Origin of the sequence: Aeromicrobium sp. IC_218 (assembly GCF_004336805.1) — a bacterium.
In the GTDB taxonomy this organism is placed as follows: domain Bacteria; phylum Actinomycetota; class Actinomycetes; order Propionibacteriales; family Nocardioidaceae; genus Aeromicrobium.
Genome location: NZ_SJXM01000010.1, coordinates 97,935 through 119,315, shown reverse-complemented (window position 1 = coordinate 119,315; position 21,381 = coordinate 97,935). Strand labels below are relative to the sequence as shown.

General features: G+C 73.6%; 23 protein-coding genes and 1 pseudogene. 13 read left to right on the top strand and 11 right to left on the bottom strand.

The window, feature by feature from the left end:
• Positions 1–64: 64 nt before the first annotated feature.
• Complete coding sequence (locus tag E0W78_RS12340) at positions 65–1,156, bottom strand: helix-turn-helix domain-containing protein (RefSeq protein ID WP_165570495.1); 1,092 nt, start codon at positions 1,154–1,156, stop codon at positions 65–67.
• A gap of 374 nt (positions 1,157–1,530) precedes the next feature.
• Here E0W78_RS12340 and E0W78_RS16600 point away from each other — a divergent pair.
• From E0W78_RS16600 to E0W78_RS12285, 12 genes and pseudogenes are all read left to right on the top strand, one after another.
• Positions 1,531–2,127 (top strand): annotated as a pseudogene (locus tag E0W78_RS16600) (ATP-binding cassette domain-containing protein); the annotation flags it as partial.
• 429 nt (positions 2,128–2,556) lie between these two features.
• Positions 2,557–3,306, top strand: coding sequence for an ABC transporter permease (locus E0W78_RS16595; RefSeq protein ID WP_242686339.1), 750 nt, complete (start codon positions 2,557–2,559; stop codon positions 3,304–3,306).
• A gap of 1 nt (position 3,307) precedes the next feature.
• Entirely contained in the window at positions 3,308–4,150 is an 843-nt protein-coding gene (locus E0W78_RS12330; protein WP_019145143.1) for an ABC transporter permease, read from the top strand.
• Positions 4,147–5,457, top strand: a complete 1,311-nt coding sequence (locus E0W78_RS12325) for an MCE family protein (RefSeq protein WP_131404253.1) — start codon at positions 4,147–4,149, stop codon at positions 5,455–5,457. The genes E0W78_RS12330 and E0W78_RS12325 overlap by 4 nt, the downstream gene beginning before the upstream one ends.
• Positions 5,454–6,470: an MlaD family protein gene (locus E0W78_RS12320; protein WP_131404252.1), complete on the top strand. Its 1,017-nt coding sequence runs from the start codon at positions 5,454–5,456 to the stop codon at positions 6,468–6,470. Before E0W78_RS12325 ends, E0W78_RS12320 begins: the two co-directional genes overlap by 4 nt.
• A complete protein-coding gene (locus E0W78_RS12315) occupies positions 6,467–7,486 on the top strand; it encodes an MCE family protein (RefSeq protein WP_131404251.1) in 1,020 nt (339 codons plus the stop codon). Before E0W78_RS12320 ends, E0W78_RS12315 begins: the two co-directional genes overlap by 4 nt.
• Positions 7,483–8,517 carry an MCE family protein gene (locus E0W78_RS12310; RefSeq protein WP_165570494.1) on the top strand — a complete coding sequence of 345 codons (1,035 nt, stop codon included), beginning with the start codon at positions 7,483–7,485 and terminating at the stop codon, positions 8,515–8,517. The genes E0W78_RS12315 and E0W78_RS12310 overlap by 4 nt, the downstream gene beginning before the upstream one ends.
• A complete protein-coding gene (locus E0W78_RS12305) occupies positions 8,514–9,788 on the top strand; it encodes an MCE family protein (protein WP_131404249.1) in 1,275 nt (424 codons plus the stop codon). The genes E0W78_RS12310 and E0W78_RS12305 overlap by 4 nt, the downstream gene beginning before the upstream one ends.
• A complete protein-coding gene (locus E0W78_RS12300; protein WP_131404248.1) occupies positions 9,788–10,912 on the top strand; it encodes an MlaD family protein in 1,125 nt (374 codons plus the stop codon). The genes E0W78_RS12305 and E0W78_RS12300 overlap by 1 nt, the downstream gene beginning before the upstream one ends.
• Complete coding sequence (locus E0W78_RS12295; protein ID WP_131404247.1) at positions 10,909–11,409, top strand: hypothetical protein; 501 nt, start codon at positions 10,909–10,911, stop codon at positions 11,407–11,409. Before E0W78_RS12300 ends, E0W78_RS12295 begins: the two co-directional genes overlap by 4 nt.
• On the top strand, positions 11,406–11,903 hold the full coding sequence (locus E0W78_RS12290) for a hypothetical protein (RefSeq protein WP_131404246.1): 498 nt from the start codon (positions 11,406–11,408) through the stop codon (positions 11,901–11,903). The genes E0W78_RS12295 and E0W78_RS12290 overlap by 4 nt, the downstream gene beginning before the upstream one ends.
• Positions 11,904–12,064: 161 nt before the next feature.
• Positions 12,065–12,700, top strand: coding sequence for a class I SAM-dependent methyltransferase (locus E0W78_RS12285; RefSeq protein WP_131404245.1), 636 nt, complete (start codon positions 12,065–12,067; stop codon positions 12,698–12,700).
• A 151-nt stretch (positions 12,701–12,851) separates the two neighbouring features.
• Here the strand turns inward: E0W78_RS12285 and E0W78_RS12280 are convergent, their stop codons facing one another.
• The 9 genes from E0W78_RS12280 to E0W78_RS12245 are packed head-to-tail and all read right to left on the bottom strand — an operon-like array spanning position 12,852 to position 19,696.
• Positions 12,852–13,535 carry a hypothetical protein gene (locus E0W78_RS12280; RefSeq protein WP_131404244.1) on the bottom strand — a complete coding sequence of 228 codons (684 nt, stop codon included), beginning with the start codon at positions 13,533–13,535 and terminating at the stop codon, positions 12,852–12,854.
• 28 nt (positions 13,536–13,563) lie between these two features.
• The gene (locus E0W78_RS12275; RefSeq protein WP_131404243.1) at positions 13,564–14,388 is read right to left on the bottom strand and encodes a galactosyltransferase-related protein; all 825 of its coding nucleotides are present in this window, start codon (positions 14,386–14,388) and stop codon (positions 13,564–13,566) included.
• Positions 14,385–15,386: a glycosyltransferase gene (locus E0W78_RS12270; protein ID WP_131404242.1), complete on the bottom strand. Its 1,002-nt coding sequence runs from the start codon at positions 15,384–15,386 to the stop codon at positions 14,385–14,387. Before E0W78_RS12270 ends, E0W78_RS12275 begins: the two co-directional genes overlap by 4 nt.
• Positions 15,383–16,462: a glycosyltransferase gene (locus E0W78_RS12265; RefSeq protein ID WP_242686336.1), complete on the bottom strand. Its 1,080-nt coding sequence runs from the start codon at positions 16,460–16,462 to the stop codon at positions 15,383–15,385. Before E0W78_RS12265 ends, E0W78_RS12270 begins: the two co-directional genes overlap by 4 nt.
• Positions 16,459–17,574: a glycosyltransferase gene (locus E0W78_RS12260; protein WP_131404241.1), complete on the bottom strand. Its 1,116-nt coding sequence runs from the start codon at positions 17,572–17,574 to the stop codon at positions 16,459–16,461. The genes E0W78_RS12265 and E0W78_RS12260 overlap by 4 nt, the downstream gene beginning before the upstream one ends.
• The gene (locus E0W78_RS16975; RefSeq protein WP_278249436.1) at positions 17,571–17,705 is read right to left on the bottom strand and encodes a hypothetical protein; all 135 of its coding nucleotides are present in this window, start codon (positions 17,703–17,705) and stop codon (positions 17,571–17,573) included. Before E0W78_RS16975 ends, E0W78_RS12260 begins: the two co-directional genes overlap by 4 nt.
• A 30-nt stretch (positions 17,706–17,735) precedes the next feature.
• A complete protein-coding gene (locus tag E0W78_RS12255; protein ID WP_131404240.1) occupies positions 17,736–18,941 on the bottom strand; it encodes a cytochrome P450 in 1,206 nt (401 codons plus the stop codon).
• A gap of 29 nt (positions 18,942–18,970) precedes the next feature.
• Positions 18,971–19,453 (bottom strand): DUF6328 family protein, encoded by a 483-nt coding sequence (locus E0W78_RS12250; protein WP_131404239.1) that lies wholly within the window; start codon positions 19,451–19,453, stop codon positions 18,971–18,973.
• Between the two features lie 3 nt (positions 19,454–19,456).
• Positions 19,457–19,696, bottom strand: a complete 240-nt coding sequence (locus tag E0W78_RS12245) for an acyl carrier protein (RefSeq protein ID WP_131404238.1) — start codon at positions 19,694–19,696, stop codon at positions 19,457–19,459.
• Positions 19,697–19,813: 117 nt separating this feature from the next.
• Between E0W78_RS12245 and menB the strand changes: the two genes are divergently transcribed.
• Entirely contained in the window at positions 19,814–20,650 is an 837-nt protein-coding gene (gene menB / locus E0W78_RS12240; RefSeq protein WP_131404237.1) for a 1,4-dihydroxy-2-naphthoyl-CoA synthase, read from the top strand.
• Positions 20,651–20,739: 89 nt separating this feature from the next.
• On the opposite strand, the gene E0W78_RS12235 is transcribed toward menB, so the two are convergent.
• Complete coding sequence (locus E0W78_RS12235; protein WP_131404236.1) at positions 20,740–21,381, bottom strand: NAD(P)H-binding protein; 642 nt, start codon at positions 21,379–21,381, stop codon at positions 20,740–20,742.

Below are 21,381 nucleotides of genomic sequence, written 5' to 3'. Positions count from 1 at the left end.
CCTCTGACGCTTCCCCCACGAAGGGCCCACTGGGACGTCCGGTGGGCCCTTCGTGGGGGAAGCGTCAGAGGTGGGTGCGCCAGCGGGGGAGGGCGGCGCGCAGGGCGACGACGAGCTCGAGCCGCTGCAGCGGGTCGTCCAGCGCCTCGCCGAACAGCTCACGCACTGTCTTCATCCGGCTGTGCGCGGTCTGCGGCGGCACGTGCAGCTCGCGCGCGATCGTGTTCGTCGGCCGGCCCAGCTCCAGCGACATGAGCAGCACCTCGCCCAGGTCGACCTTGCGGCGGGCGGGCATGCCGTCGAGCACCGACAGGTGCTTGCGGATCGCCAGCTCGGCCAGCAGGGCGTCGCTCTCGGCCACGAGCTCGCCGAGCAGGTCCTCGCACGCCACCAGGCGCGGACGCCCGGACGTGCCCCGCTCGCGCAGCAGACGCACCGCCCGCCGGGTGAGCGCGACGGCGTCGCCGGCCGCGGCGAGCGGCACGGCCGGACCGGTCACCGCGGGGCCGTCGACGAGCGCCTCCAGCACCTCCGGCGCCCAGGTGTGCGCGACGAGGACGGCCGTGGGCTCCGCCGCCCGGATCGACCCCGGCGCGTCCAGCAGCGCGGCGGGCAGGGGAGCGTCCAGCGAGATCACGGGGACGACGAGCGCCGCCGGGTCGAGGCCGCTCACCGCGGCCAGCTGCACGAGCTCGGCGGACGACTGGCGGCCGAACGCGGCCGTCGCCATGCGGGCGCGTCGCTCGGGCTCGCTGAGCTCGCGCAGGCGGTGGGTGCGGTCGAGGCCGCGGCGCGCCCACACGTGCAGGCGCGCCAGGTAGGTGGTGAGGTCCTCGCGCAGGCCGACCTGGCCGTCGCGGTTGACCAGGTCGCCGACGACGCTGTCCAGGCTCTTGTGCAGGGCGCTGCGGGCGACGTCGAACGCGGCGTCCAGGTCGGCGGAGGTGAAGCCGCGGTGCGCCTGGCGCTGGCCGATGCGGTCCATCAGCGGGCCGACGCGGCGGGCCGCGCGCTCGACGTCGGCGTCGTGCTCGACGAAGGCGTCGACGGCCGCGCGCACCAGCTCGCTGAGCAGCTCGTCGGTGGCGCCGCCCGTGGCCCGCACGACCGCCTGGTCGATGCGGTGGCACAGGGAGTCGAGCCGGTGGTCCGGCACCTCGTGCGCCGAAGGGTACGTGCGCGGTCGTTCCGGTCTGGCCGGCATCTCCATGAGGGTCACTGCTCTCTCCCACCCGTCGTGGTGCACGGGGCACCGAACGTCGAGGGGGCGACACGCTGATCTACGCACGCGCGCTCGGGCCCGCACAAGCCGGATCGGACGCTTCGAGTTGCACCGGGTCGTTTCTTGTGACGGGGCTGACAAAGAAAGGTTACGAAACGATTACGGAAGCGTCCGATGTCCCGCGACCGCGCCGGGGTGACGCACGCCATACCTACGTTCGTCGCCAGGCGCCGGCCGGCTGAGGGGGCGGTCGGCGCCTGACCCAGACCACGGCGCGCCCTCGGGGGACGCGCACGGATCGGAGGAACATGGGCGGCACCGTCGTCGTCGAGGGGCTCACCAAGAGCTACGGGCGTCAGAACATCTGGCGCGACGTGACCCTCACGCTCCCGCCGGGCGAGATCACCGCGCTGCTGGGCCCGTCGGGCACCGGCAAGTCGGTGTTCCTCAAGTCCGTCATGGGGCTCGTGCAGCCCGAGCACGGCACCATCCACGTCGACGGGGTCGACATGGTGAAGGCCAAGGAGGCCCAGCGCCTGGAGATGCGCAAGCGCTTCGGGGTGCTGTTCCAGGACGGCGCGCTGTTCGGCTCCATGAACGTCTACGACAACGTCGCCTTCCCGCTGCGCGAGCACACCCGGCTGGACGAGCGCGAGATCAAGCGCATCGTCCACGAGAAGCTCGACCTCGTCGGGCTGCTCGGCCAGGAGCACAAGGTGCCCGGCGAGATCTCCGGCGGCATGAAGAAGCGCGCCGGCCTGGCCCGCGCGCTGGTCACCGACCCGGCGATCATCCTCATCGACGAGCCCGACTCCGGCCTCGACCCCGTGCGCACGTCGAACCTGGCGCAGCTGCTCATGGAGGTCAACACCGCCACGGACGCCACGATGCTCGTCGTCACGCACAACATCGAGCTCGCGCGCACGCTGCCGGACAACCTCGGCATGCTCTACCGCCGCGAGCTGGTCATGTTCGGCCCGCGCGAGGAGTTCCTGCTCACCGACCACCCGGTCGTCTCGCAGTTCATGAGCGGCGACCCCGAGGGGCCGATCGGCATGAGCGAGGAGACCGACCACCGCGACGTGCCGGTCGACCCCGGGTTCGACGACCCGGCCGGCTTCCCGGGCGGAACCGCGCTGTTGTCACGCCACGCCGGCGCCCGCTCGATCGAGGTGCTGCCGCGCCAGCTCGTGCCGCGCAGCGGCCAGCCGCGGGCGGCCACGACCCGCCACCGCGAGCGGGTCGCCAGCGGCGCCGCGCCGCTGTACGTCGCCGACGACGACGAGCGCGAACGAGTCCCGGTCCCGCCCCGTCCGGGCCCGGTCGGCGCCGCGCTGACCGCCACCGGCGACCTGTTCGCGCTGGGCCTCGACACCGCGCGGATGACGTTCAAGCGTCCGTTCGCCGGACGCGAGCTGCTCGAGCAGTTCTGGTTCGTGGTCAGCGTCTCGTGGGTGCCGGCGATGCTGGTGGCCATTCCGTTCGGCGCGGTCATCGCGCTGCAGCTGGGCACGCTGACCCGCCAGGTCGGCGCCGAGTCGTTCACCGGCGCCGCCAGCGTGCTCGCCGTCGTCCAGCAGGCCGCCCCGATCGTCACCACGCTGGTCATCGCCGGCGCCGGCGGTGCGGCCATCTGCGCCGAGATCGGCGCCCGCACGATCCGCGACGAGATCGACGCGATGCGGGTCATCGGCATCTCGCCGGTGCAGCGCCTCGTCGTGCCCCGCGTGCTCGCCTGCGTCGCCGCCGCCGTGCTGCTCAACGGCCTCGTCTCGGTGGTCGGCGTGCTCGGCGGCTACGTCTTCAACGTCCTCGTGCAGGGCGGCACCCCCGGCGCCTACCTGGCCAGCTTCACCGCGCTCGCACAGATCCAGGACCTGGTCGTGGGCGAGATCAAGGCGGTCATCTTCGGCCTCATCGCCGGCGTCGTGGCCTGCTACCGCGGGCTGAACACCGCGCCCGGCCCCAAGGGCGTCGGCGAGGCGGTCATGCAGTCGGTGGTCATCACGTTCCTCATGCTCTTCTTCGTCAACTTCGTCGTCACCACGCTGTACCTGCAGCTGGTGCCGGGCAAGGGGGCCTGACATGGCCGAGCTCGCCGCCGGGTCCCGCAAGCGCTGGTGGGACCGTCCCGTCGACGCGCTGGCGCGCATGGGCGAGGACATCCGCTTCCACGGCCAGGTCATCGCCTGGATCCCGCGGACGATCGTGCGCTACCCGCGCGACATCGCCCGCCTGCTCACCGAGGTCAGCTTCGGCTCCGGTGCGCTCGCCGTCATCGGCGGCACGATCGGCGTGATGGTCGGCATGACGCTGTTCGTCGGCACCGTCGTCGGCATGCAGGGATACGCCGCCCTCGACCAGATCGGCACCTCGACGCTCAACGGGTTCATCTCGGCCTACTTCAACACCCGCGAGATCGCCCCGCTCGTCGCCGCGCTCGCGCTGTCGGCCACCGTCGGCTCGGGCTTCACCGCCCAGCTCGGCGCCATGCGCATCAACGAGGAGGTCGACGCCCTCGACGTCATGGCGGTGCCGAGCATCCCGTACCTGGTCACCACGCGCGTGATCGCCGGGTTCATCGCGATCATCCCGCTGTACGTGATCGGCCTGCTGACGTCGTACCTCGGCTCACGGCTGGTGACGGTCTACCTCTACGGCCAGTCCGCAGGCACGTACGACCACTACTTCAACCTGTTCCTGCCGCCGATCGACATCCTGCTGTCGTTCGCGAAGGTGCTCGTGTTCTCGGTGCTGATCATCCTCATCCACTGCCGCCTGGGCTTCCGCGCGACCGGCGGTCCGGCCGGCGTGGGCGTGGCGGTCGGCACCGCGGTGCGGCGCAGCATCGTCACCGTCGCGATCCTGGACCTGGTGCTCTCGATGGCGCTGTGGGGCACCACCACGACCGTGCGGATCGCCGGATGACCGCCCGCCCCCGCCTGCTCGACGCGCTGCTCGGCCTGGGCTACCTGCTGCTCGCCGCCGCGCTGCTCGTCGTGGCCGGCATGGCCTACCAGCGCACGTTCGTGCCCAGCGTCGACGTGACGCTCGAGACCGCGGCCGTCGGCAACGCGCTCAAGAAGGGCTCGGACGTGAAGCTCAACGGCGTCCCGGTCGGCGAGGTGAAGCAGGTGCGCTCGTCGGCCGACGGCGCCACGCTCACCCTGGCTCTCGACCCCGACACCGCGGAGTCGCTGCCGCGGGGCACCACCGCGCGGCTGCTGCCCAAGACGCTCTTCGGCGAGCGGTTCGTCGCGCTCGTCCGGCCCCAGCAGGCCGGCGCCACCGGCGTCACGGCCGGCGCCACGCTGCGCCAGGACACCAGCGACGAGGCGGTCGAGCTGGAGGAGGTGCTGGACGAGCTGCTGCCAGTGCTGCAGTCGATCCAGCCCGAGAAGCTCTCGGCCACCCTCGGCGAGCTGACCGCCATGCTGCGCGGACGTGGTGACGACATCGCCGGCACGCTCGACGACTGGCAGGCCTACCTGAAGCGCATCAACCCGCTCGTGCCGCAGATCGCCGACGACCTGACCAAGCTGGCCGACGTCGCCGACGCCTACGAGACCGCGCTGCCCGACCTGCTCGACGCGCTGGACTCCATGACCACGACGACGAAGACGCTGGTCGAGGAGCGCAAGGGCCTGGGCGACGTCTACGCCTCGGTCACGAGCATGTCGCGCAGCACCGACGCGTGGCTGGGCAAGAACCAGGGCCGCATCGTCGTGCTGGCCGACGAGAGCCGCTCCGCGCTGGCCGCCGTCGAGCCGTACGCCGTGCAGTTCCCGTGCCTGCTCAAGGCCACCCGGCAGCTCGTGCCGGTCATGGACGACGTGCTCGGCAAGGACACGTCCGAGCCGGGCCTGCACGTCACGCTCAACGTCGTCGAGGGCCAGGGCCGCTACCTGGCCGGCGACAAGCCGACGATCACCAGCAGCGGAGCGCCGCGGTGCCCGTACGTGACCGGGCAGACCGGCACGCGTCCGGCCGCGGCGGCCTCGGCCGGCGGCTCGGCGTCGCAGCCGGCCGCCATCGGGGCCCCGCCCAACGCCCAGGTCGACGCGAGCACGCTCGCCGCCGCCTCGGGGCTCGGCGAGGCGAACTCGCCGGCCGAGAACCAGCTGATCGCCGAGCTGCTCGCGCCCACCCGGGCCATGGCGCCCTCGGACTACCCCGACTGGGGCAGCCTGCTCGTCGGGCCGACCCTGCGCGGCACGGAGGTGAGCCTGCGATGAGGGCCGTCGTCATCAAAAGCCTGGTGTTCACGCTCGTCACGGTCGCCGCCACCGCGGCGCTCGCCGCGACCATCCGCAACTCCGCGGGCGGCTCGGGGGAGGACTACACCGCGCTGTTCAGCGACGCCACGAGCCTGAACAAGGGCGACGACGTGCGCGTGGCCGGCGTGAAGGTCGGCACGGTCGAGGACATCGCGGTCGCCGACGACAGCGTCGCGAAGGTGTCGTTCACCGTGCGCGACGACGTCGAGCTGGCCGCCGGCACCACCGCGCAGCTGCGCTTCCGCAACGTCGTCGGGCAGCGGTACGTCGCGCTGGAGCAGCCGCCGTCGTCCGAGGCCGGCAAGGCGCTGGAGGCCGGGCACACGTTCGGGCTGGACGAGACCAAGCCGGCGCTCGACCTCACCGTGCTGTTCAACGGGTTCCAGCCGCTGTTCCGGCTGCTCGACCCCGAGGACGTCAACACGCTCAGCGCCCAGGTGATCTCGGTGTTCCAGGGCGAGGGCGCGACGGTCGAGACGCTGCTGTCGAGCACCGCGAGCCTCACGTCCACGCTGGCCGAGAAGGACGAGGTGATCGGCGAGCTCGTCGACAGCCTGTCGTCCGTGCTCGGCACCGTGCAGCAGCGCTCCAGCCAGCTCGACCAGACGGTCGTCACCCTGGACCGGCTGGTCACCGGCCTTGCCCAGGACCGCAAGACGATCGGCGACGCCGCCGACGGGCTCGGCGACCTGAGCGTCAGCGTGGCGGACCTGCTCGAGGACGGCCGCGCGCCGCTCAAGGACTCGATCGCCGGGCTCGGCGACCTCTCGGGCAACCTGGCCGCCGACTCGGCCACGCTCGAGCGGTTCCTGCAGACCCTGCCGACCAAGCTCGACCGGATCGGCCGCATCGGCAGCTACGGCTCGTGGCTCAACTTCTACGTGTGCTCGATCGAGGGCCGCATCCCCGTCCCCGAGGGCTACGTCGGCGACGTGGGGGCCCAGCCGGTCGCCGGGAGGTGCCAGGAATGAAGCGATTCCCCACCGCGTTCGCCGAGCGGAACCGCATCGTCGTCGCGATCGCCGGACTGCTCGCCATGACGCTCGTGTTCGCCGTGACCTACTACGCCGAGGCGCTGCCGGTCATCGGCGGCGGCAAGGTGCACGCCGCCCGGTTCGCCGAGGCCGGCGGCCTGCGCGAGGGCAACGAGGTGCGCGTGGCCGGCGTCAAGGTCGGCGAGGTCACGAAGATCGGGCTCGACGAGGACGTCGTCGAGGTGACGTTCCGGGTCAAGGACGTCCGCCTCGGCGACCAGACGAGTGCCGCCGTGAAGGTGAAGACGCTGCTCGGGCAGAAGTTCCTCAGCCTCGAGCCGGGCGGACGCGGCGAGCTCGACGGGCCCATCCCGGTCGAGCGCACCACGACGCCGTACGACGTCTCGGCCGCCCTGTCGGACCTGTCGACCACCGTCGGCGACATCGACACCGACCAGATGGCCAAGAGCTTCGACGTGCTGAGCCGGGCCTTCCGCGACACGCCCGAGAGCGTCCGCACCATGGTCGACGGCCTGGCCGACCTGTCGCGCACCGTCTCCAGCCGCGACGAGCAGCTCGCCGACCTGCTGGCGTCCAGCAGCGACGTGACCGAGACGTTCGCCGACCGCAACGCCGAGCTGGCCGGCATCGTGCAGGGCGGCGACGCGCTGCTCGCCGAGCTCAAGACCCGGCGCCGGGCGATCCACGACATGCTCACCGGCACCCGCCGCCTGGCCGTGCAGCTGCGCGGCCTCGTCGCCGACAACAGCGAGCAGCTGCGTCCGGCGCTGAAGCAGCTCGACACGGTCGCCGGCATCCTCGACCGCAACGAGAAGCAGCTGGAGAAGGCCGTCTCGCAGCTCGGCCCGTACTACCGGGTGCTGGCCTCGGCCACCGGCAACGGCCACTGGGTCGACTCGTACGTCTGCGGACTGTTCGACGCCACCGGCGCCCCCGTGCTGCAGAACGACGTCCAGCGCACGTGTGCGCCGGCGAAGGGAGGCGGCCAGTGAGCCGCACGACGCTGCGCCGCCTCGGCGCCACGATCGCCGCCGCGGCCGTGCTGGTCGCCGGCGGCCTCACCTGGCGGGCCGCCGCGAGCGGCGAGCGGACGACGGTCGACGCGCTGTTCGTCTCGACCGTCGGCCTGTACCCGGGCTCGGACGTCGCGGTGCTGGGCGTCCCGGTCGGCACCGTCACCGCGGTCGAGCCCGAGGGCGACTCGGTGCGCGTCTCGATGGAGCTGGACGCGGACCAGAAGGTCGCCGCCGACACCAAGGCGGTCATCGTGTCGCCGACGCTGGTCAGCGACCGGTACGTCCAGCTGACCGAGCCCTACCGCGGCGGCGAGGCGCTCGCCGACGGCGCGGTCATCGACCGCGAGAACACGGGCGTCCCGGTCGAGATCGACGAGCTCTACGCCAGCCTCGACGACATCGCCACGCGCCTGGGCCCGAAGGGCGCCAACAAGGACGGCTCGCTGTCGCGCCTGCTCGAGGTGGCGGCCAAGAACCTGGACGGCAACGGCGAGGAGATCAACACCCTCGTCACCGAGCTGGGCAAGGCCACCCAGACGCTCAGCGAGTCCGACGAGGACTTCTTCGCCACCGTCGCGAACCTGGCCTCGCTCAACGACATGCTCGTCGACAACGACCGCGAGATCGCGAGCGTCAACCGCTCGCTCGCGTCGGTCGCCGACTACCTGGCCGACGACCGCGACGAGCTGGCCGAGGCGGTCAAGACGCTCGGGGTCGCGCTCGGCGACGTCGAGGGCTTCATCGGCGACAACCGCGAGGCGCTGCGCACCAGCGTCGACGGGCTCACCGGCCCCGTCGCCGCGCTGGCTCGTCAGTCGCGCTCGCTGGCCGAGGCCATCCGCACCGCGCCGGTCGTCGTGCAGAACTTCCTGCGCAGCTACGACCCGGCCACCGGCACCATGGACGGCCGCGCGAACCTCAACGAGCTGACCATCTGGTCGAAGGGCGGGCAGGTGGGCAAGTCGTCCGCCGACGCCCCGCCGGTGCTGATCGAGGGGGAGCGATGAACCGCTGGACGAGGGCTGGGGTCGTCGTGGCCGCGCTCGCGCTGGGCGGGTGCAGCGCGCTCGGCGGCGGCGTCTACGACACGCCGCTGCCCGGCGGCGCCGACGTCGGCGACCACCCGATCACCCTGACCGCCGACTTCGAGGACGCCCTCGACCTGGTGCCGCAGTCCGGCGTCCGGGTCGACGACGTCGCCGTCGGCCGGGTGAGCGGCATCGAGCTGGCTCCCGGCGGTCGCAGCGCCCGGGTCGAGCTCGTCGTGGACGGCGACGTCGACCTGCCGGCCGGCACCACCGCGCGGCTGCAGCAGACGTCCCTGCTCGGCGAGAAGTACGTCGCCCTCGTGCGTCCGGCCCAGGCCGGTGCGGGCGAGCTGGAGGACGGCGACCACCTCGGTGACGAGGCCACGTCGCAGAGCGCCCAGGTCGAGCAGGTGCTCGGCGCGCTGTCGCTCGTCCTCAACGGTGGCGGGGTCGGCCAGTTCCAGGAGATCTCGCGCGAGCTGCAGCAGGCCGGCGACGACCCGCAGCAGATCAAGGCGTTCCTGGACGAGATGGCCACCTTCACGTCCGGCCTGGACGACCGCAAGGAGTCGGTGACGGCGGCGATCGACTCGCTCGCCGCGCTGTCCAAGACCCTCGAGGCCGACCAGGACAAGATCGCCACCGCGCTGGAGGACCTCGAGCCCGGGCTCGCCGCGCTCGCCGACCAGCGCCAGGACCTGGTGAAGATGCTGGCCGCGCTCGACGACCTCTCCGAGGTCACCGTCGACACGCTCGACAAGGCGCAGGCCGACATCGTCGCCGACCTCGAGCTGCTGGCGCCGGTGCTGCAGCAGCTCGGCGCGGCCGGCAGCGACCTGCCCCGGTCGCTGGAGATCCTGCTGACCTACCCGTTCCCGGACTCGGTGCTCGGCGCGGTCAAGGGCGACTACCTCAACGTCTTCCTCACCACGAAGTTCCGGACCCAGCCGGCCGGCTGCACCGACACGTCGTGCGACTGGCCGCAGGTGGCCGCGAGCACCGGACGCACGCAGTCGCGCTACGTGCCGAAGGCGAAGGACGACGAGCAGGACGCGGCGAAGGCCGTCCCGTCGCCGGTGCGCCCGACGCCCAGCGCGTCCCCGTCGGTGACGCCCTCGCCGAGCGCCACGCCCCGGGCCACCCCGACGCCGAGCGCGCGGCCCAGCGCCACGCCGAGCACGCCGTCGCCGAGCAGCCCGGCCGCGCCGACGACGCCGCCCGCGACCGACGACCCGAAGGAGCAGGACTGATGCTCACCCGGCGCATGAAGCTGCAGCTCGTCGCGTTCGTCGTGCTCGGGCTGGTGGCCACGTCCTACCTCGGGGCGCGGTACGTCGGCATCGACCCGTTCAACCGCGGCTACGAGGTCGCGGTGACGCTGCCTGAGGCCGGCGGCCTGTTCGACAACGGCGAGGTGACGTTCCGCGGCGTGCCGGTGGGCCGCATCGACTCGCTGGAGGCCACCGACGAGGGCACGACCGCGGTGCTGCGCATCGACGCCGACGCCCCGGTCATCCCGTCCGACGTCGAGCCCGCCGTGGCCAACCGGTCGGCGATCGGCGAGCAGTACCTCGACCTGCGCGGCGGCGGCACCGGCGAGCCGCTGGCCGACGGCGTCGAGCTCGACGGCATGCAGGCGCAGATGCCGCAGCCGATCGAGCAGGTGCTGCGCAGCGGGCGCGACTTCAGCGCGTCCGTGCCGCAGGACGCACTCACGACCGTCATCGACGAGGGCTACGAGGCCTCGCGCGGGGCGGGCCAGGACCTCGGCCGGCTGCTCGACACCTCCCGCGACCTGGTGAAGACCGCCGACCGGGGGTTCCTCAACACCCAGCGGCTCGTCGAGACCGCCGACCGCGTGCTCACCACGCAGCAGGAGTCGGCCACCAGCATCACCAGCTTCAGCACCGACCTGCGCGACTTCTCCGCGACGCTGGCCGACAGCGACCGGGACCTGCGCTCGCTCATCGCGGCGGCGCCCGGTGCGGCCGAGCAGACCGACCAGCTCGTCCGCCAGGTCGGCGGGCCGCTCGGCACGCTGTTCGACCGGCTCGTCGCGCCGGTGAAGGCGTTCGGCGAGAACGGCGCCGGCATGCGCGACGCGCTGATCCGGCTGCCCGAGGCGGTCAGCGTCACGTGGGCGGTCACCGGGTCCCAGGGGCTCGACCTCGGCCTGGCGCAGACGTACACGAACCCGGTGCCGTGCACGAGCGGCTACGACGGCACGCCGGTGCGCGGCGGTCTCGACACCACGACCGGCAAGCCGTTCAACACCCAGGCCGGCTGCACCGCGTCGCCGAGCACCGGCACCGGCGTCCGCGGCCCGCAGGCCATCCCGGACAGCTGGGGCCGCGTGCGCGAGGGCCGCCGGTGACGCGCCGCTGGCCCGTGCTGCTGCTCGTCCTCGGCGTCCTGGTGCTCGTCACCGGGCTGGTGGCCTGGCGCGCGACGGCCGGCGACGAGCGGCTCGACCGCGCCGACGCACGCGACGAGGTGGTGGCGGCCGCGACGAAGCACGTCGCCACGCTGAACTCGCTCGACTACCGCGACGTCGACGCCGGCCTGAAGGCCTGGGCCGACGCCAGCACCGGCACGCTGCACGACCAGCTCGTGCAGGCCGGGGAGCAGGACCGCCAGCTGCTGGTCGACCAGCAGAAGATCAGCACCGCGAAGGTGCTGGAGGCGGCCGTGCTGGAGCTCGACGACGACAGCGCCACGGTCATCGCCGCGGTGGAGGTCTCGATCGCCGACGGCGCCTCGCCCGACGCCGAGCCCGAGCTCAAGCGCAATCGGTTCAGTGCCCAGCTCGTCCGCACGGACGGCCGCTGGCTGCTCGAGGACCTCGGCCAGGTCGGGGTGGGAGCGGCATGACCCGCCGGACGATCGTGGTCGTGCTCGCCGTCGTGGCGCTGGTCGGCGGGCTCGTGGCCTGGGGCGCGGCGTGGCAGGAGCGCTCGACCGACGCCGCCCGCAACGGTGCCGTCGTCGACGTCACCGACAGCGGCACGGTGCAGCGCGAGGTCTCGTCCGCGATCGCGCGGGTGCTGGCCTATGACGCGTCCTCGCCCGACGAGACGCAGGCCGCGGCCGAGGAGCTGCTGGTCGGCAAGGCGCGCGAGGAGCACGCGACCCTGTTCGCGTCCCTGGTGGAGCGGGCGAAGGACCAGCAGCTCGTCATGGACGTCGAGGTGCAGGCCGCCGCCGTGCAGCAGCTGCACGGCGACGAGGCCACGCTGCTGGTCTTCCTGGACCAGACCAGCCGGCGGGCCACGGACCAGGAGTCGTCCGTCGCCGCGGCCCAGCTCGTCGTCGACGCCCGCCGGGTCGACGGCACCTGGAAGGTCTCCTCCCTCCGCGTCCTCTGACCCTCCTCGGGTGTGGGGTCCGGTTCGCGCTGAGTGTGACGTTCCGGGGGTGGATGTTCCCGTTTCCGCCCCGGAACGTCACACTCAGCGCGAACGGGACGGACGGCTCGGGTGGGGGTTCTCGGAAGGCCGAGGGGAGCGGGTCGCGCTAGCGTCCAGGCATGCAGACGACCGAGCCGCGCACCACGTCCTTCGGCCCCCTGGACATCGACTTCGACGACCGGGTGCTGGAGCCGCGGGAGTGGACGCAGGCCCAGTCGCAGTGGGCCGCGGACCTGCTCGACGAGGTCCCCGAGGGGCCCGTGCTCGAGCTGTGCGCCGGCGCCGGGCACATCGGGCTGCTGGCCGTCGCGGCGTCCGACCGTCGTCTGGTCATGGTCGACGTGAACCCGGTGGCCGTCGCGTACGCCACCGCCAACGCCGAGCGCAACGGGCTGGCCGACCGGGTCGAGGTGCGCGAGGGCGACATGCGCGAGGTCGTCGCCGCGGACGAGCGGTTCGCGCTCGTCGTGGCCGACCCGCCGTGGGTGCGATCGTCGGACCTGCGCCGCTTCCCGGCCGACCCGCAGCTGGCCATCGACGGCGGCGACGACGGGCTCGACCTGGCCCGGCTCTGCCTGGACGTGATCGGCGGGCACCTGCTGCCCGGTGGCGTCGCGATCCTGCAGCTCGGCCCCGAGCAGCACGTCCCGATCGCCGCGGAGCTGGCCGAGGGACGCTGGCCCGGGCTCGTGCCCGGCGGCGTCCGCGAGCACGGCGAGCGCGGCTGCCTGCTCGAGGTCCGCCGCCCGGCCTGAGGGCGGGTTCCGTCGACGGGCTCCCTTCGACAGGCTCAGGGAGCGGGTAGTCCGCTCAGGGAGCGGGTAGACCACTCAGGGAGCGGGCCCGCTGGCTGAGCCTGTCGAAGCCCCGTTCGCCTCCTTTCGACAAGCTCACGGAGCGGTCGACCTACGGGTGCGTGCGGTCGTCGTGGCGGGCGCGTCGGGACGCCCGATAGGCGCCCTCGCGAAGCTTCGCTACCCACGGGTACTGCTCCAGCTCGGGCAGCCGGTTGGTCATCGGGTCGAAGGCGATCTCCTCGTCGCCGGTCGTGCTGGCCTCGCCCTTGACGTGCAGCGTGGCGAACGGCGTCCACGCTCCGCGCGGGCGGGCGTGGGCGAGCCGGAACGTCTCCTCGTCGCGCGGGAAGAACGCGAGCAGCAGCGGGCCGGTCGGCGTCCGGTAGGGGACGAGGGTCGTGTGCGCGGCGCCCGTGGTCTCGCGGGTCGCGACGAGCAGGAAGCGGGTCAGGCGTCCGGTGCCGGTGGTCGAGACCAGCACGTCGCCGTGACCGCCGTCGGCCCGCGGCACCCGCAGCGCGAGGCCGTGGACGTCCGGCAGGGGAGCGGGCACCCCGGTGGCCCGTGACAGGCGGACGAGGCAGTCGTCGGTGCCGGGCTCGTCGATCCACGGGACGCCGGTGCGGACGAGGCTGCCCTCGCGCTCGAGCGTGGCCTCGCGGACGCCGCCGTCGGGGTGCAGCGGCTTGCCGCGGAAGCGGGCCCAGGCGCCGAAGACGCCGGCCAGCACGGCTCCGGCGCCGCCCGCAGCGACGGTGACGGCACGCTCGGTGGGGGTGTACTCCTCGTTCATGGCGAGCGTGTACCCCGTGGTGCGGGGTCTACGCGTGCGCCGGCGCGACGACCTCGTAGTCGTCACCGACGCGGCGCACGAGGCCGCGCTCCTCGAAGGCGTCCAGCCAGCCGGTCATGGGCCAGCGGCCCCAGCGGTCGCGGAACAGGCGCCCGTTGCGGACGACGTCGTCCAGGTGCTGCACCGGCGGGGACGTCGTGGGGTGGTGCTGGTGGTAGGCCCGCGCGGCGCCCACCCAGCCGAGGTCGAGCCCGGCACCGACCACCCGGTGGCCGAAGTCGGTGTCCTCGCCGCCGTAGCCGACGTACGCCTCGTCGAACCCGCCGGCCGCGCGCCAGGCGTCGGCGTGCAGCGCGAACGAGAGCGACCAGAACAGGTCGGGCTCGCCGCCGAGCTGCGTCTGACCCGGGGCCGGCGCGGGCCGGGCGGCGTGGGGCGCGTCGAGGGGCTCGAGGTCGTCGAGCGGGTAGCCGCCGGCGGGCGGAGGCGGCAGGTAGGTGACCGGGCCGGACCACACGACGTCCGGTCGCGCGGCCACGGCGTCGGCGTACCCGCGGACGAGCCCCGGGACGGGCAGGCAGTCGACGTCGAGCAGCACCAGGGCGTCCGCGCCGAGCCGCTGAAGCGTGCGGGCGGCGAGGTTACGCGCCGCGGCGAGCGGGAGCCCGAGCGGCTCGCGGGCGACCTCGACGACGTGCGGCGGCTCGGGCAGCGCGCGGGCCCAGGCGGCGGTCTCGGGGTCGTCCATCGCGACGACGACGTACGGCCCGGCGTGCTGGCGACGCACGAGCGCGTGCTGGTTGGCCAGGTGGGCGCGGCGGCCGTGGACGAGCGTCGCGACGCCCGGCGTCATGCGCTCACCGCCCGCGGGCGCGCGGGCAGCAGCGAGCGGACGACGGCGGCGAACCGCTCGGCCGCGTGCCCGTCGCACCAGCCGGACCAGGCCGACCCTTCGAGCCCGGCGGCCCGCTCGAGCCGCTCGGCCCAGCCGTCCGCCGGCGCGGTCGGCTCGACCACGACCGGCCAGCCGCCGGACGCGAGCACGGCCGCGGTCGTGGCCTGCTCGTCGTGCGGCCGCTGCTGGGGCAGGACGACCGCGGGACGCCGGGCGGCGGCGACCTCGGCCAGCGCGTTCTGCCCGGCATGGGTGACCACGACGTCGGCGTCCAGCACCGCCCGCCACGGGTCGTCCACCCAGGTGTCGCCACCGAGGAGCGTCCACGTCCAGCCGGGCGTCTGCTGCTGCGCGGCGACGAGGACGGCGGGGTCGAACGCACCGCCGCGCCCGGCCAGCACGGTGACGCGCCGCGACCCCGCACGCCGGGGCCGGGGTGCGGCGACGGGGAAGCGCGACAGCGCCCCCACCCGGTGCAGGCGTGCCTGCTGGGCGTCGGTGAGTCCGGACGCGAGGTCGGGCGTGCCCTCGGGCCACAGCCCGACCAGCGCGTCGCACACGTCGAGCCCGAGCCGGTGAGCGTCGTCGCCGCGGTCGCCGGGCAGGACGACACCCAGCACGGGGACGCCGTGGAGCCGGGCGAGCAGCGTGACCTCCACCGACACGTCGCTCACCAGCAGCGCGGGGGCGGTCTCGCCGATCCAGGCCGAGAGTCGTGCCATGCGGCCGCGCAGCCCGGCGTCGTGCTCGGGCACCCAGTGCAGGCGCCCCTGCGCGTCGACGCCGGTCGGCGAGGGGTCGTGGTCGTCGCGCGGCAGCTGGACCCAGGGCCCGCGCCAGCCGGCCGGACGCGGCAGCGACGAGAGCCCGGTGACGGGCACGTCGAGCACGTCGGCCAGCGCCGTGGCCCGGTGCAGGTGCCCGGCGCCGACGTGGTGGACGTAGTAGCCGATCACGCCGCCACCGGACGTCCGATCGCGTGGGCGTAGACCCGCTCGTAGTCGGCGACCATGCGGTCGAGGGCGAACTGTTCGACCGCCCGGCGGCGCACCGCGGACCGGTCGAGCCCGGCCGCGTCGGCGATCGCCTCGGCCAGCGCCGCGGTCGAGCCCGGCTCGGCCAGACGGCCGGTGCGCTCGTCGACGACCTCGGGCAGCGCGCCGCGGCGCAGCGCCGCGACCGGCGTGCCGCAGCTCATCGCCTCGGCGGCCACGAGCCCGTACGGCTCGTCCCACTCGGGCGTCACGACGGCGACCCGCGCCCGTCCGACGGCCACGGCGAGGTCGGCCTGGTGCAGGTGCCCCAGGTAGCGGACGTCCGGGCCGAGCCGCGGCCAGACGTGCTCGCGGGCGTAGTCGGGGTCGAGCACCGGACCGGCGAGGTCGATCGGGACGCCGGCCTGCAGCGCCGCGTCGATCGCGACGTGCGGCGCCTTCTCGGGCACCAGGCGCCCGGACCAGATGGCCCGCTCGCCGCCGGGACCGGCCGGCCAGGCGGCGGCGTCGATGCCGTTGAGCACCACCGAGCTCGGCACCGCGTGCGCCCACGACCGCGACGTGAACTCGCTGACCGCGACGAACGCGGCGCTCGGGTCGGCGTACCGGACGGCCGACTCCAGCCACGGCACCGGCGGCGTGTGCAGCGTCGTCACCACGGGGATCTCCAGCGACGACGACATCGCGACGGGCAGGTGGTGGAGGCTGTTGTTGTGGACGACGTCGAACCGGCGGCGTCCCTCGCGGGCCAGGTCGAGCATCAGCCCCAGGTAGGCGTGGTGCTCGCGCATCCAGGTCTCCGGCGGGGCGGCGACGTCGGCGCGCGCGGCGGAGCTGGACGTGAACGGTTCGAGCGGCAGCTCGTGGACGTCCAGGTCGGGGTCGGAGCCGGGCGCCGCGAACAGCGACACGTCGTGCCCGCGGCGGCGCAGCGCCCTCGCGAGCGACGCGGTGTGCGCCTCCAGGCCGCCGGCGAACGGCTCGGCGACCGGGAAGCGGCTCGACGCCACCAGGCAGATCCTGAGAACCATGCTCATGACGTGAGCCCTCGGTAGAGGGCCAGGTGGGCGTCGGCGACCTGCTGGCGCTGGAGCACCCGCTCGTCCCAGGAGGCGCCCAGGCGCGGACGCTCGGCGTACGCCTGCTCCACGGCGGCGCTGAGCGAGGCGGCGTCGAAGTGGTCCTCCTCGTGCTCGTACGTCAGCACCGGGCCCTGTTCCTTGAGGTAGCCACAGGTCGGCGCCAGCACGGTGGTGCCCAGGTCGCGGCACGCCTCGAGCCAGCCCGAGTGCGTCCCGAAGCGGTACGGCAGCACGGACAGGTCGAGCGAGGCCAAGTAGCGCCACAGCTCGTCGTCGGGCAGGAAGTCGTGGACGCGCAGGTCGACGCGTGCGGCAGCCGCCTGCTCGTGCAGGTAGCCGGACAGGTCGGCGTCGAAGCGCGCCCCGCCGGGGGTCAGGACGTCGTGGTGGCCGTTGACCTGCAGCACGGCGCCGGGCAGGCGGCCGACGGTCTCGACCAGCACGGGCAGCACGCGGTGCGGGGCCATGCCGGCCCGCAGGCTCTTCACGTGCACGCCGACGCGGAACGGCTCGGGGTCGCGCTGCTCGCGCTCGGCACGCAGCCGCGCGACGGTGTCGCCCTCGACGACGTGCGGGTGCGGCAGCACCAGCGCCTCGCGGTCCCAGCGACCGCGGATCTCGTCGGCCGCGCCGGGCGTCAACGTGACGAGCGCGTCCGCGGCCGGCACCAGGACGTCGAGCTGCGCGTCGTGCAGCGTGCGGTCCTCGTGGTGCGGGTTGCGCAGGTCGTGGACGGTGTAGACGAAGGGGATGCCGCGCCGGCGCAGCACCCGCGTCCAGACGGCGAGGTCCTCGGGGGAGCGGGCGTCGAAGCCGAACTGCAGGTGCACGAGGTCGGCGTCGGTCGTCTCGGCCCACGCAGGGTCGAGCATGACCGGCGGCCACCACTGCGCACCTGCCGGACGGCGCGGGTCGCCGGGGTCGGGGTCGTCGAGCCGGACGACCTCGCCGCTGGGGGTCACCGGGTCGAGGTGACGGACGTAGACGTGGGAGCGCGGCACGGAGGCCACGACGACGGGGCGTGCCGTCGTGGCCGCCGTGAGCGCGGAGTCGGCGGTCGCCGTCATTCGGCGGGAGCCGCGGTCGGCTGGTTCTCCGGTGCGTCGGCGGGGTCGTCCGCCTTGGGGTTCTCCTCGGCCGGGTCGAGCTGGTGCTCGGGGGTGGCGTCGGGGTCGGGGCTGATCGGATCGGCGGTCATGGTTCTCCTTCGTGTCGTGGTGAGCATCGCTCAGGCGTCGGCAGGGTGCACGACGGAACGGCCCGAGAGGTGCGGGGGCATGCGGTCCATGGGGATGCGGGTCGAGCCGGTGAGCCGGAACGGCAGCTTCGCGAGCTCGGGCAGCAGGGCGACGAGCAGCGCGAGGGTGACGTCCTCACCCGGGCAGCGGTGACCGCGCTCGCGGTCGCCACCGCCCTGCGGCACGAGGTCGTACGGCGTGGGCTCGCGGCCGGTGAAGCGCGCCGGGTCGAACGCGTCCGGGTGCTCGTACAGGCCGGGATCGTGGTCGGTGCCCCACAGGTCGAGGACGACGAGGGCACCGGTCGGGATCGGGGTGCCGCGGTACTCCAGCTCGCGGGTCGCGCGGGCGGCCAGGTAGGGCGCGAACGGCAGCCGGCGACGCAGCTCGTGGGCCAGGTCGAGCGCGCTGAAGTCGCCGTCCAGCAGTCCCTGCCGCACGTGCGGGAACCGCTCGAAGGCGTACGCACCACCGAGCACGAACCACGAGACGGCCGTCGTCGGACGCAGGACGTTGAGCACCTCCACCGCGGCGACCCGCTCGTCGAGCAGGTTCCCGTCGCGGTCGCGGTGCCGGGCGAGCTCCGAGAGCGGCGTGGGCAGGGGAGCGCCCTCGCGGGCGTGGCGCACCTGCTCGCCGATCCAGCGCTCGCTGCGCCCGCGGGCTCGGCGGGCCTTCACGTGGCCGCGGGCGCCGGCGTTGCCGAAGCCGTCGACCATCAGCATCATGTCGCGGGCCCGCGCACCGAGGTCGTCCACCTCGACGCCGGCCCAGGCGGTCACCGCCTCGAGCAGCACCGACCGAGCGGCCACCCCGAGGTCGACCTCATCGTCCCAGCCCGCGGCGCGGCGGCGCCAGCCCTCGACCGCGTTGCCGCTGATGGTCCAAGCCGCCTTGGCGTCGAGCAGGGACGTGAACAGCTGCTTGCGGTGACGGTGGTCGTCGCCGTCGAGGGTGTGCACGGCGCCCTTGCCGAACAGGGTGCCGACGACCGGCTCGGGCAGCGCCGTGGAGCGCTCCAAGCCGAGGGTCTCGTAGAAGAACCGCACCGCGTCCGCGCCGCTGATCGACACGGCGCGCGAGCCGAGCAGCCGGGTGCGGACGGTCGTGCGCGGCTCGGGGCGCAGCCGCTGCCAGAACGTGTAGCCGTCGGTCAGCGCCTGCAGGGAACGGTCGAGCGGGGCGGACGTCGTCATGCCTGCGTGGTGCCCAGCCCGGGGCCCGGCTAATCGTCGCCGGCCGCCCGGCGGCGCACCATCGGCACCGCGACCCAGCCGACCAGCAGGCCCACCACCAGGAAGGCGCTGAACCCCCACGCGATGGCGGGCGCGAAGACGAAGTCCAGGATCAGCCAGACCGCGCCGATGTTGGCCAGCGCCATGGCGACGAGACCCGCCCGGGCGACCGCGTCGGCGGTCTCGACGAGCCAGGGCCGCTCCCCGCGCCGGAACAGCGCACGGTGCAGCGCGACCGGCGTGAGCAGCAGCAGGGTGGCGACGACGGCGCAGCCCAGCACGCAGCCGTACACGACGCGCGAGTGCGGCGGGACGTCCTCGAAGGCGTCGCTGAAGGGCAGCGTGAGCAGGAAGCCGGTGAGGATCTGCACGCCCGTCTGGGCCACGCGCAGCTCCTGCAGCAGCTCCTCCCAGTTGTCGTCCAGCCGCCGCGAGGACGACGGGTGCGGACTGCCGCCGCCGTCGTCACCCACGGGTCAGCCCTGCGGCGACGTGTTGTCGGTGCCTCCCAGCTCCTTGAGGAAGCCGTGCACGGTGTGGGCGCGCTCGGCGTCCTGCTGCTGGACGGTCTCGAAGAACTCGGCGATGTCGTCGCGTCCGGCGTTGCGCGCGTCGCGGACGTACTGCCCGTAGTCGTGACCGGCCTTCAGCGAGTGGTACTGGACCGAGATCAGGTCGAAGGTGACGTCGTCGAATCCGGTCTCACCGGTGGCCATGGTGGTGCTCCTTCCGTGGGACGAACAGGTCACCGGACGGGTGCCCACTTCGCGGCGTCCGGAACGGGCGCGGCCCCAGGCGGTGCGGCGGACGGCGCGAGGGGCAGAATCGGGCGCATGACCGAGACTGCTGACATCGTCTGGAACGCCCGTGGCGAGTTCGAGGACATCCTCTACGACGTCACCGACGACGGGATCGCCAAGATCACGATCAACCGGCCCGAGGTGCACAACGCCTTCCGGCCGCAGACGCTCATCGAGATCATGGAGGCGCTCACCGACGCCCGCGAGGACGAGTCGGTCGGCGTCATCATCCTGACCGGCGCCGGCGGCAAGGCGTTCTGCTCCGGCGGCGACCAGCGCGTGCGCGGCGACAGCGGCTACAAGACCGACGAGAAGGCCACCGGCCGCTTCCACGTCACCGACCTGCAGGTCATGATGCGCCGCTGCCCGAAGCCGATCATCGCGATGGTGGCCGGCTGGGCGATCGGCGGCGGTCACGTGCTCCACGTCGTGTGCGACCTGACGATCGCCGCCGACAACGCCCGCTTCGGCCAGACCGGCCCGAAGGTCGGCTCGTTCGACGGCGGCTTCGGCGCCAGCGTCCTGCGCGACCTGGTCGGCCCGAAGAAGGCCAAGGAGATCTGGATGCTGTGCCGTCAGTACGACGCGCAGGAGGCCCTCGACATGGGCCTGGTCAACAAGGTCGTCCCGCTCGAGGACCTGGAGCGCGAGACCGTCCAGTGGGCGCGCGAGATGCTCGCGAACAGCCCGTGGGCGCTGCGCCTGGTCAAGCTCAGCTTCAACGCGGCCGAGGACGGCTACGCCGGCATGCAGCAGCTGGCCCACGACGCGAACCTGCTGTTCTACGGAACCCCCGAGGCGGCCGAGGGACGCGAGGCGTTCAAGGCCAAGCGCAAGCCCGACTTCGACCAGTTCCCGCGCCGCGCCTGACTGGGGCACCTCCTCGCTGAGCGTGACGTTGTTGCGGCCGAGCACGGCGTGTCGCCGCAACAACGTCACGCTCAGCGCGTGGGGGAGGCTCAGTAGCCGACGGTGAAGCGGGCGCCGCGGTGGTTCGCCTGCTCGATCTCGTCGACGAACGCCAGGGCGAGGTCGTCCGCGCCGAGCGTGGACGAGCCGTCCTCGGCGACGACCAGCACGTCGCCGCCGGTGCGGTAGGTGCCCTTCTTCTCGACCGGGGCGTAGGCGCCGAAGCCGCCGGCGGGGGAGACGTAGAACCAGTCCAGCCCCTCGCCGTTCGCCTCGAGCCACTCCAGCACGCGGGCGTGGGCGGACGCCTCGGGCTTGAACGCGTCCGGGAAGTCCGGGGTCTCGATGACCCGCGGGCCCCCCTCGGCGACGAACGAGCTGCCGGCGCCGCCGACGAACGCGAGCGTGGCGCCGTGCTGCTTCGCCGCGGCGGCGATGCCCGGCGTCAGCTCGTCGAGGTTCGGGCCGTCGGGCAGGTCGGCGTGGGTGGCCACGACGAGGACGTCCGCCTGCGCGGCCTTCGCGACGGTGGCGTCGTCCTGGACCGAGCCGGTCTCGTAGGTCACGCCGTCGACGCGCTGCTCGGGCAGGTTCCGGCTGACGGAGGTGACCTGGTGGCCGCGGGCGGCGGCCTCGCGGACGATGGCCGACCCGGCGTAGCCGGTGCCGCCGATGACGGTGATGCTGCTCAT

Bases quoted from the DNA above. Each gene is read 5' to 3' on its own strand.
- E0W78_RS12290 (WP_131404246.1), top strand. From the start codon at position 11,406: ATGACCCGCCGGACGATCGTGGTCGTGCTCGCCGTCGTGGCGCTGGTC.
- E0W78_RS16975 (WP_278249436.1), bottom strand. From the start codon at position 17,705: ATGACCGCCGATCCGATCAGCCCCGACCCCGACGCCACCCCCGAGCAC.
- E0W78_RS12300 (WP_131404248.1), top strand. From the start codon at position 9,788: ATGCTCACCCGGCGCATGAAGCTGCAGCTCGTCGCGTTCGTCGTGCTC.
- E0W78_RS12265 (WP_242686336.1), bottom strand. From the start codon at position 16,462: ATGAGCATGGTTCTCAGGATCTGCCTGGTGGCGTCGAGCCGCTTCCCG.
- menB (WP_131404237.1), top strand. From the start codon at position 19,814: ATGACCGAGACTGCTGACATCGTCTGGAACGCCCGTGGCGAGTTCGAG.
- E0W78_RS12325 (WP_131404253.1), top strand. From the start codon at position 4,147: ATGACCGCCCGCCCCCGCCTGCTCGACGCGCTGCTCGGCCTGGGCTAC.
- E0W78_RS12245 (WP_131404238.1), bottom strand. From the start codon at position 19,696: ATGGCCACCGGTGAGACCGGATTCGACGACGTCACCTTCGACCTGATC.
- E0W78_RS12320 (WP_131404252.1), top strand. From the start codon at position 5,454: ATGAGGGCCGTCGTCATCAAAAGCCTGGTGTTCACGCTCGTCACGGTC.
- E0W78_RS12275 (WP_131404243.1), bottom strand. From the start codon at position 14,388: ATGACGCCGGGCGTCGCGACGCTCGTCCACGGCCGCCGCGCCCACCTG.
- E0W78_RS12305 (WP_131404249.1), top strand. From the start codon at position 8,514: ATGAACCGCTGGACGAGGGCTGGGGTCGTCGTGGCCGCGCTCGCGCTG.
- E0W78_RS12255 (WP_131404240.1), bottom strand. From the start codon at position 18,941: ATGACGACGTCCGCCCCGCTCGACCGTTCCCTGCAGGCGCTGACCGAC.
- E0W78_RS12330 (WP_019145143.1), top strand. From the start codon at position 3,308: ATGGCCGAGCTCGCCGCCGGGTCCCGCAAGCGCTGGTGGGACCGTCCC.
- E0W78_RS12280 (WP_131404244.1), bottom strand. From the start codon at position 13,535: ATGAACGAGGAGTACACCCCCACCGAGCGTGCCGTCACCGTCGCTGCG.
- E0W78_RS12235 (WP_131404236.1), bottom strand. From the start codon at position 21,381: ATGAGCAGCATCACCGTCATCGGCGGCACCGGCTACGCCGGGTCGGCC.
- E0W78_RS12260 (WP_131404241.1), bottom strand. From the start codon at position 17,574: ATGACGGCGACCGCCGACTCCGCGCTCACGGCGGCCACGACGGCACGC.
- E0W78_RS12285 (WP_131404245.1), top strand. From the start codon at position 12,065: ATGCAGACGACCGAGCCGCGCACCACGTCCTTCGGCCCCCTGGACATC.
- E0W78_RS12315 (WP_131404251.1), top strand. From the start codon at position 6,467: ATGAAGCGATTCCCCACCGCGTTCGCCGAGCGGAACCGCATCGTCGTC.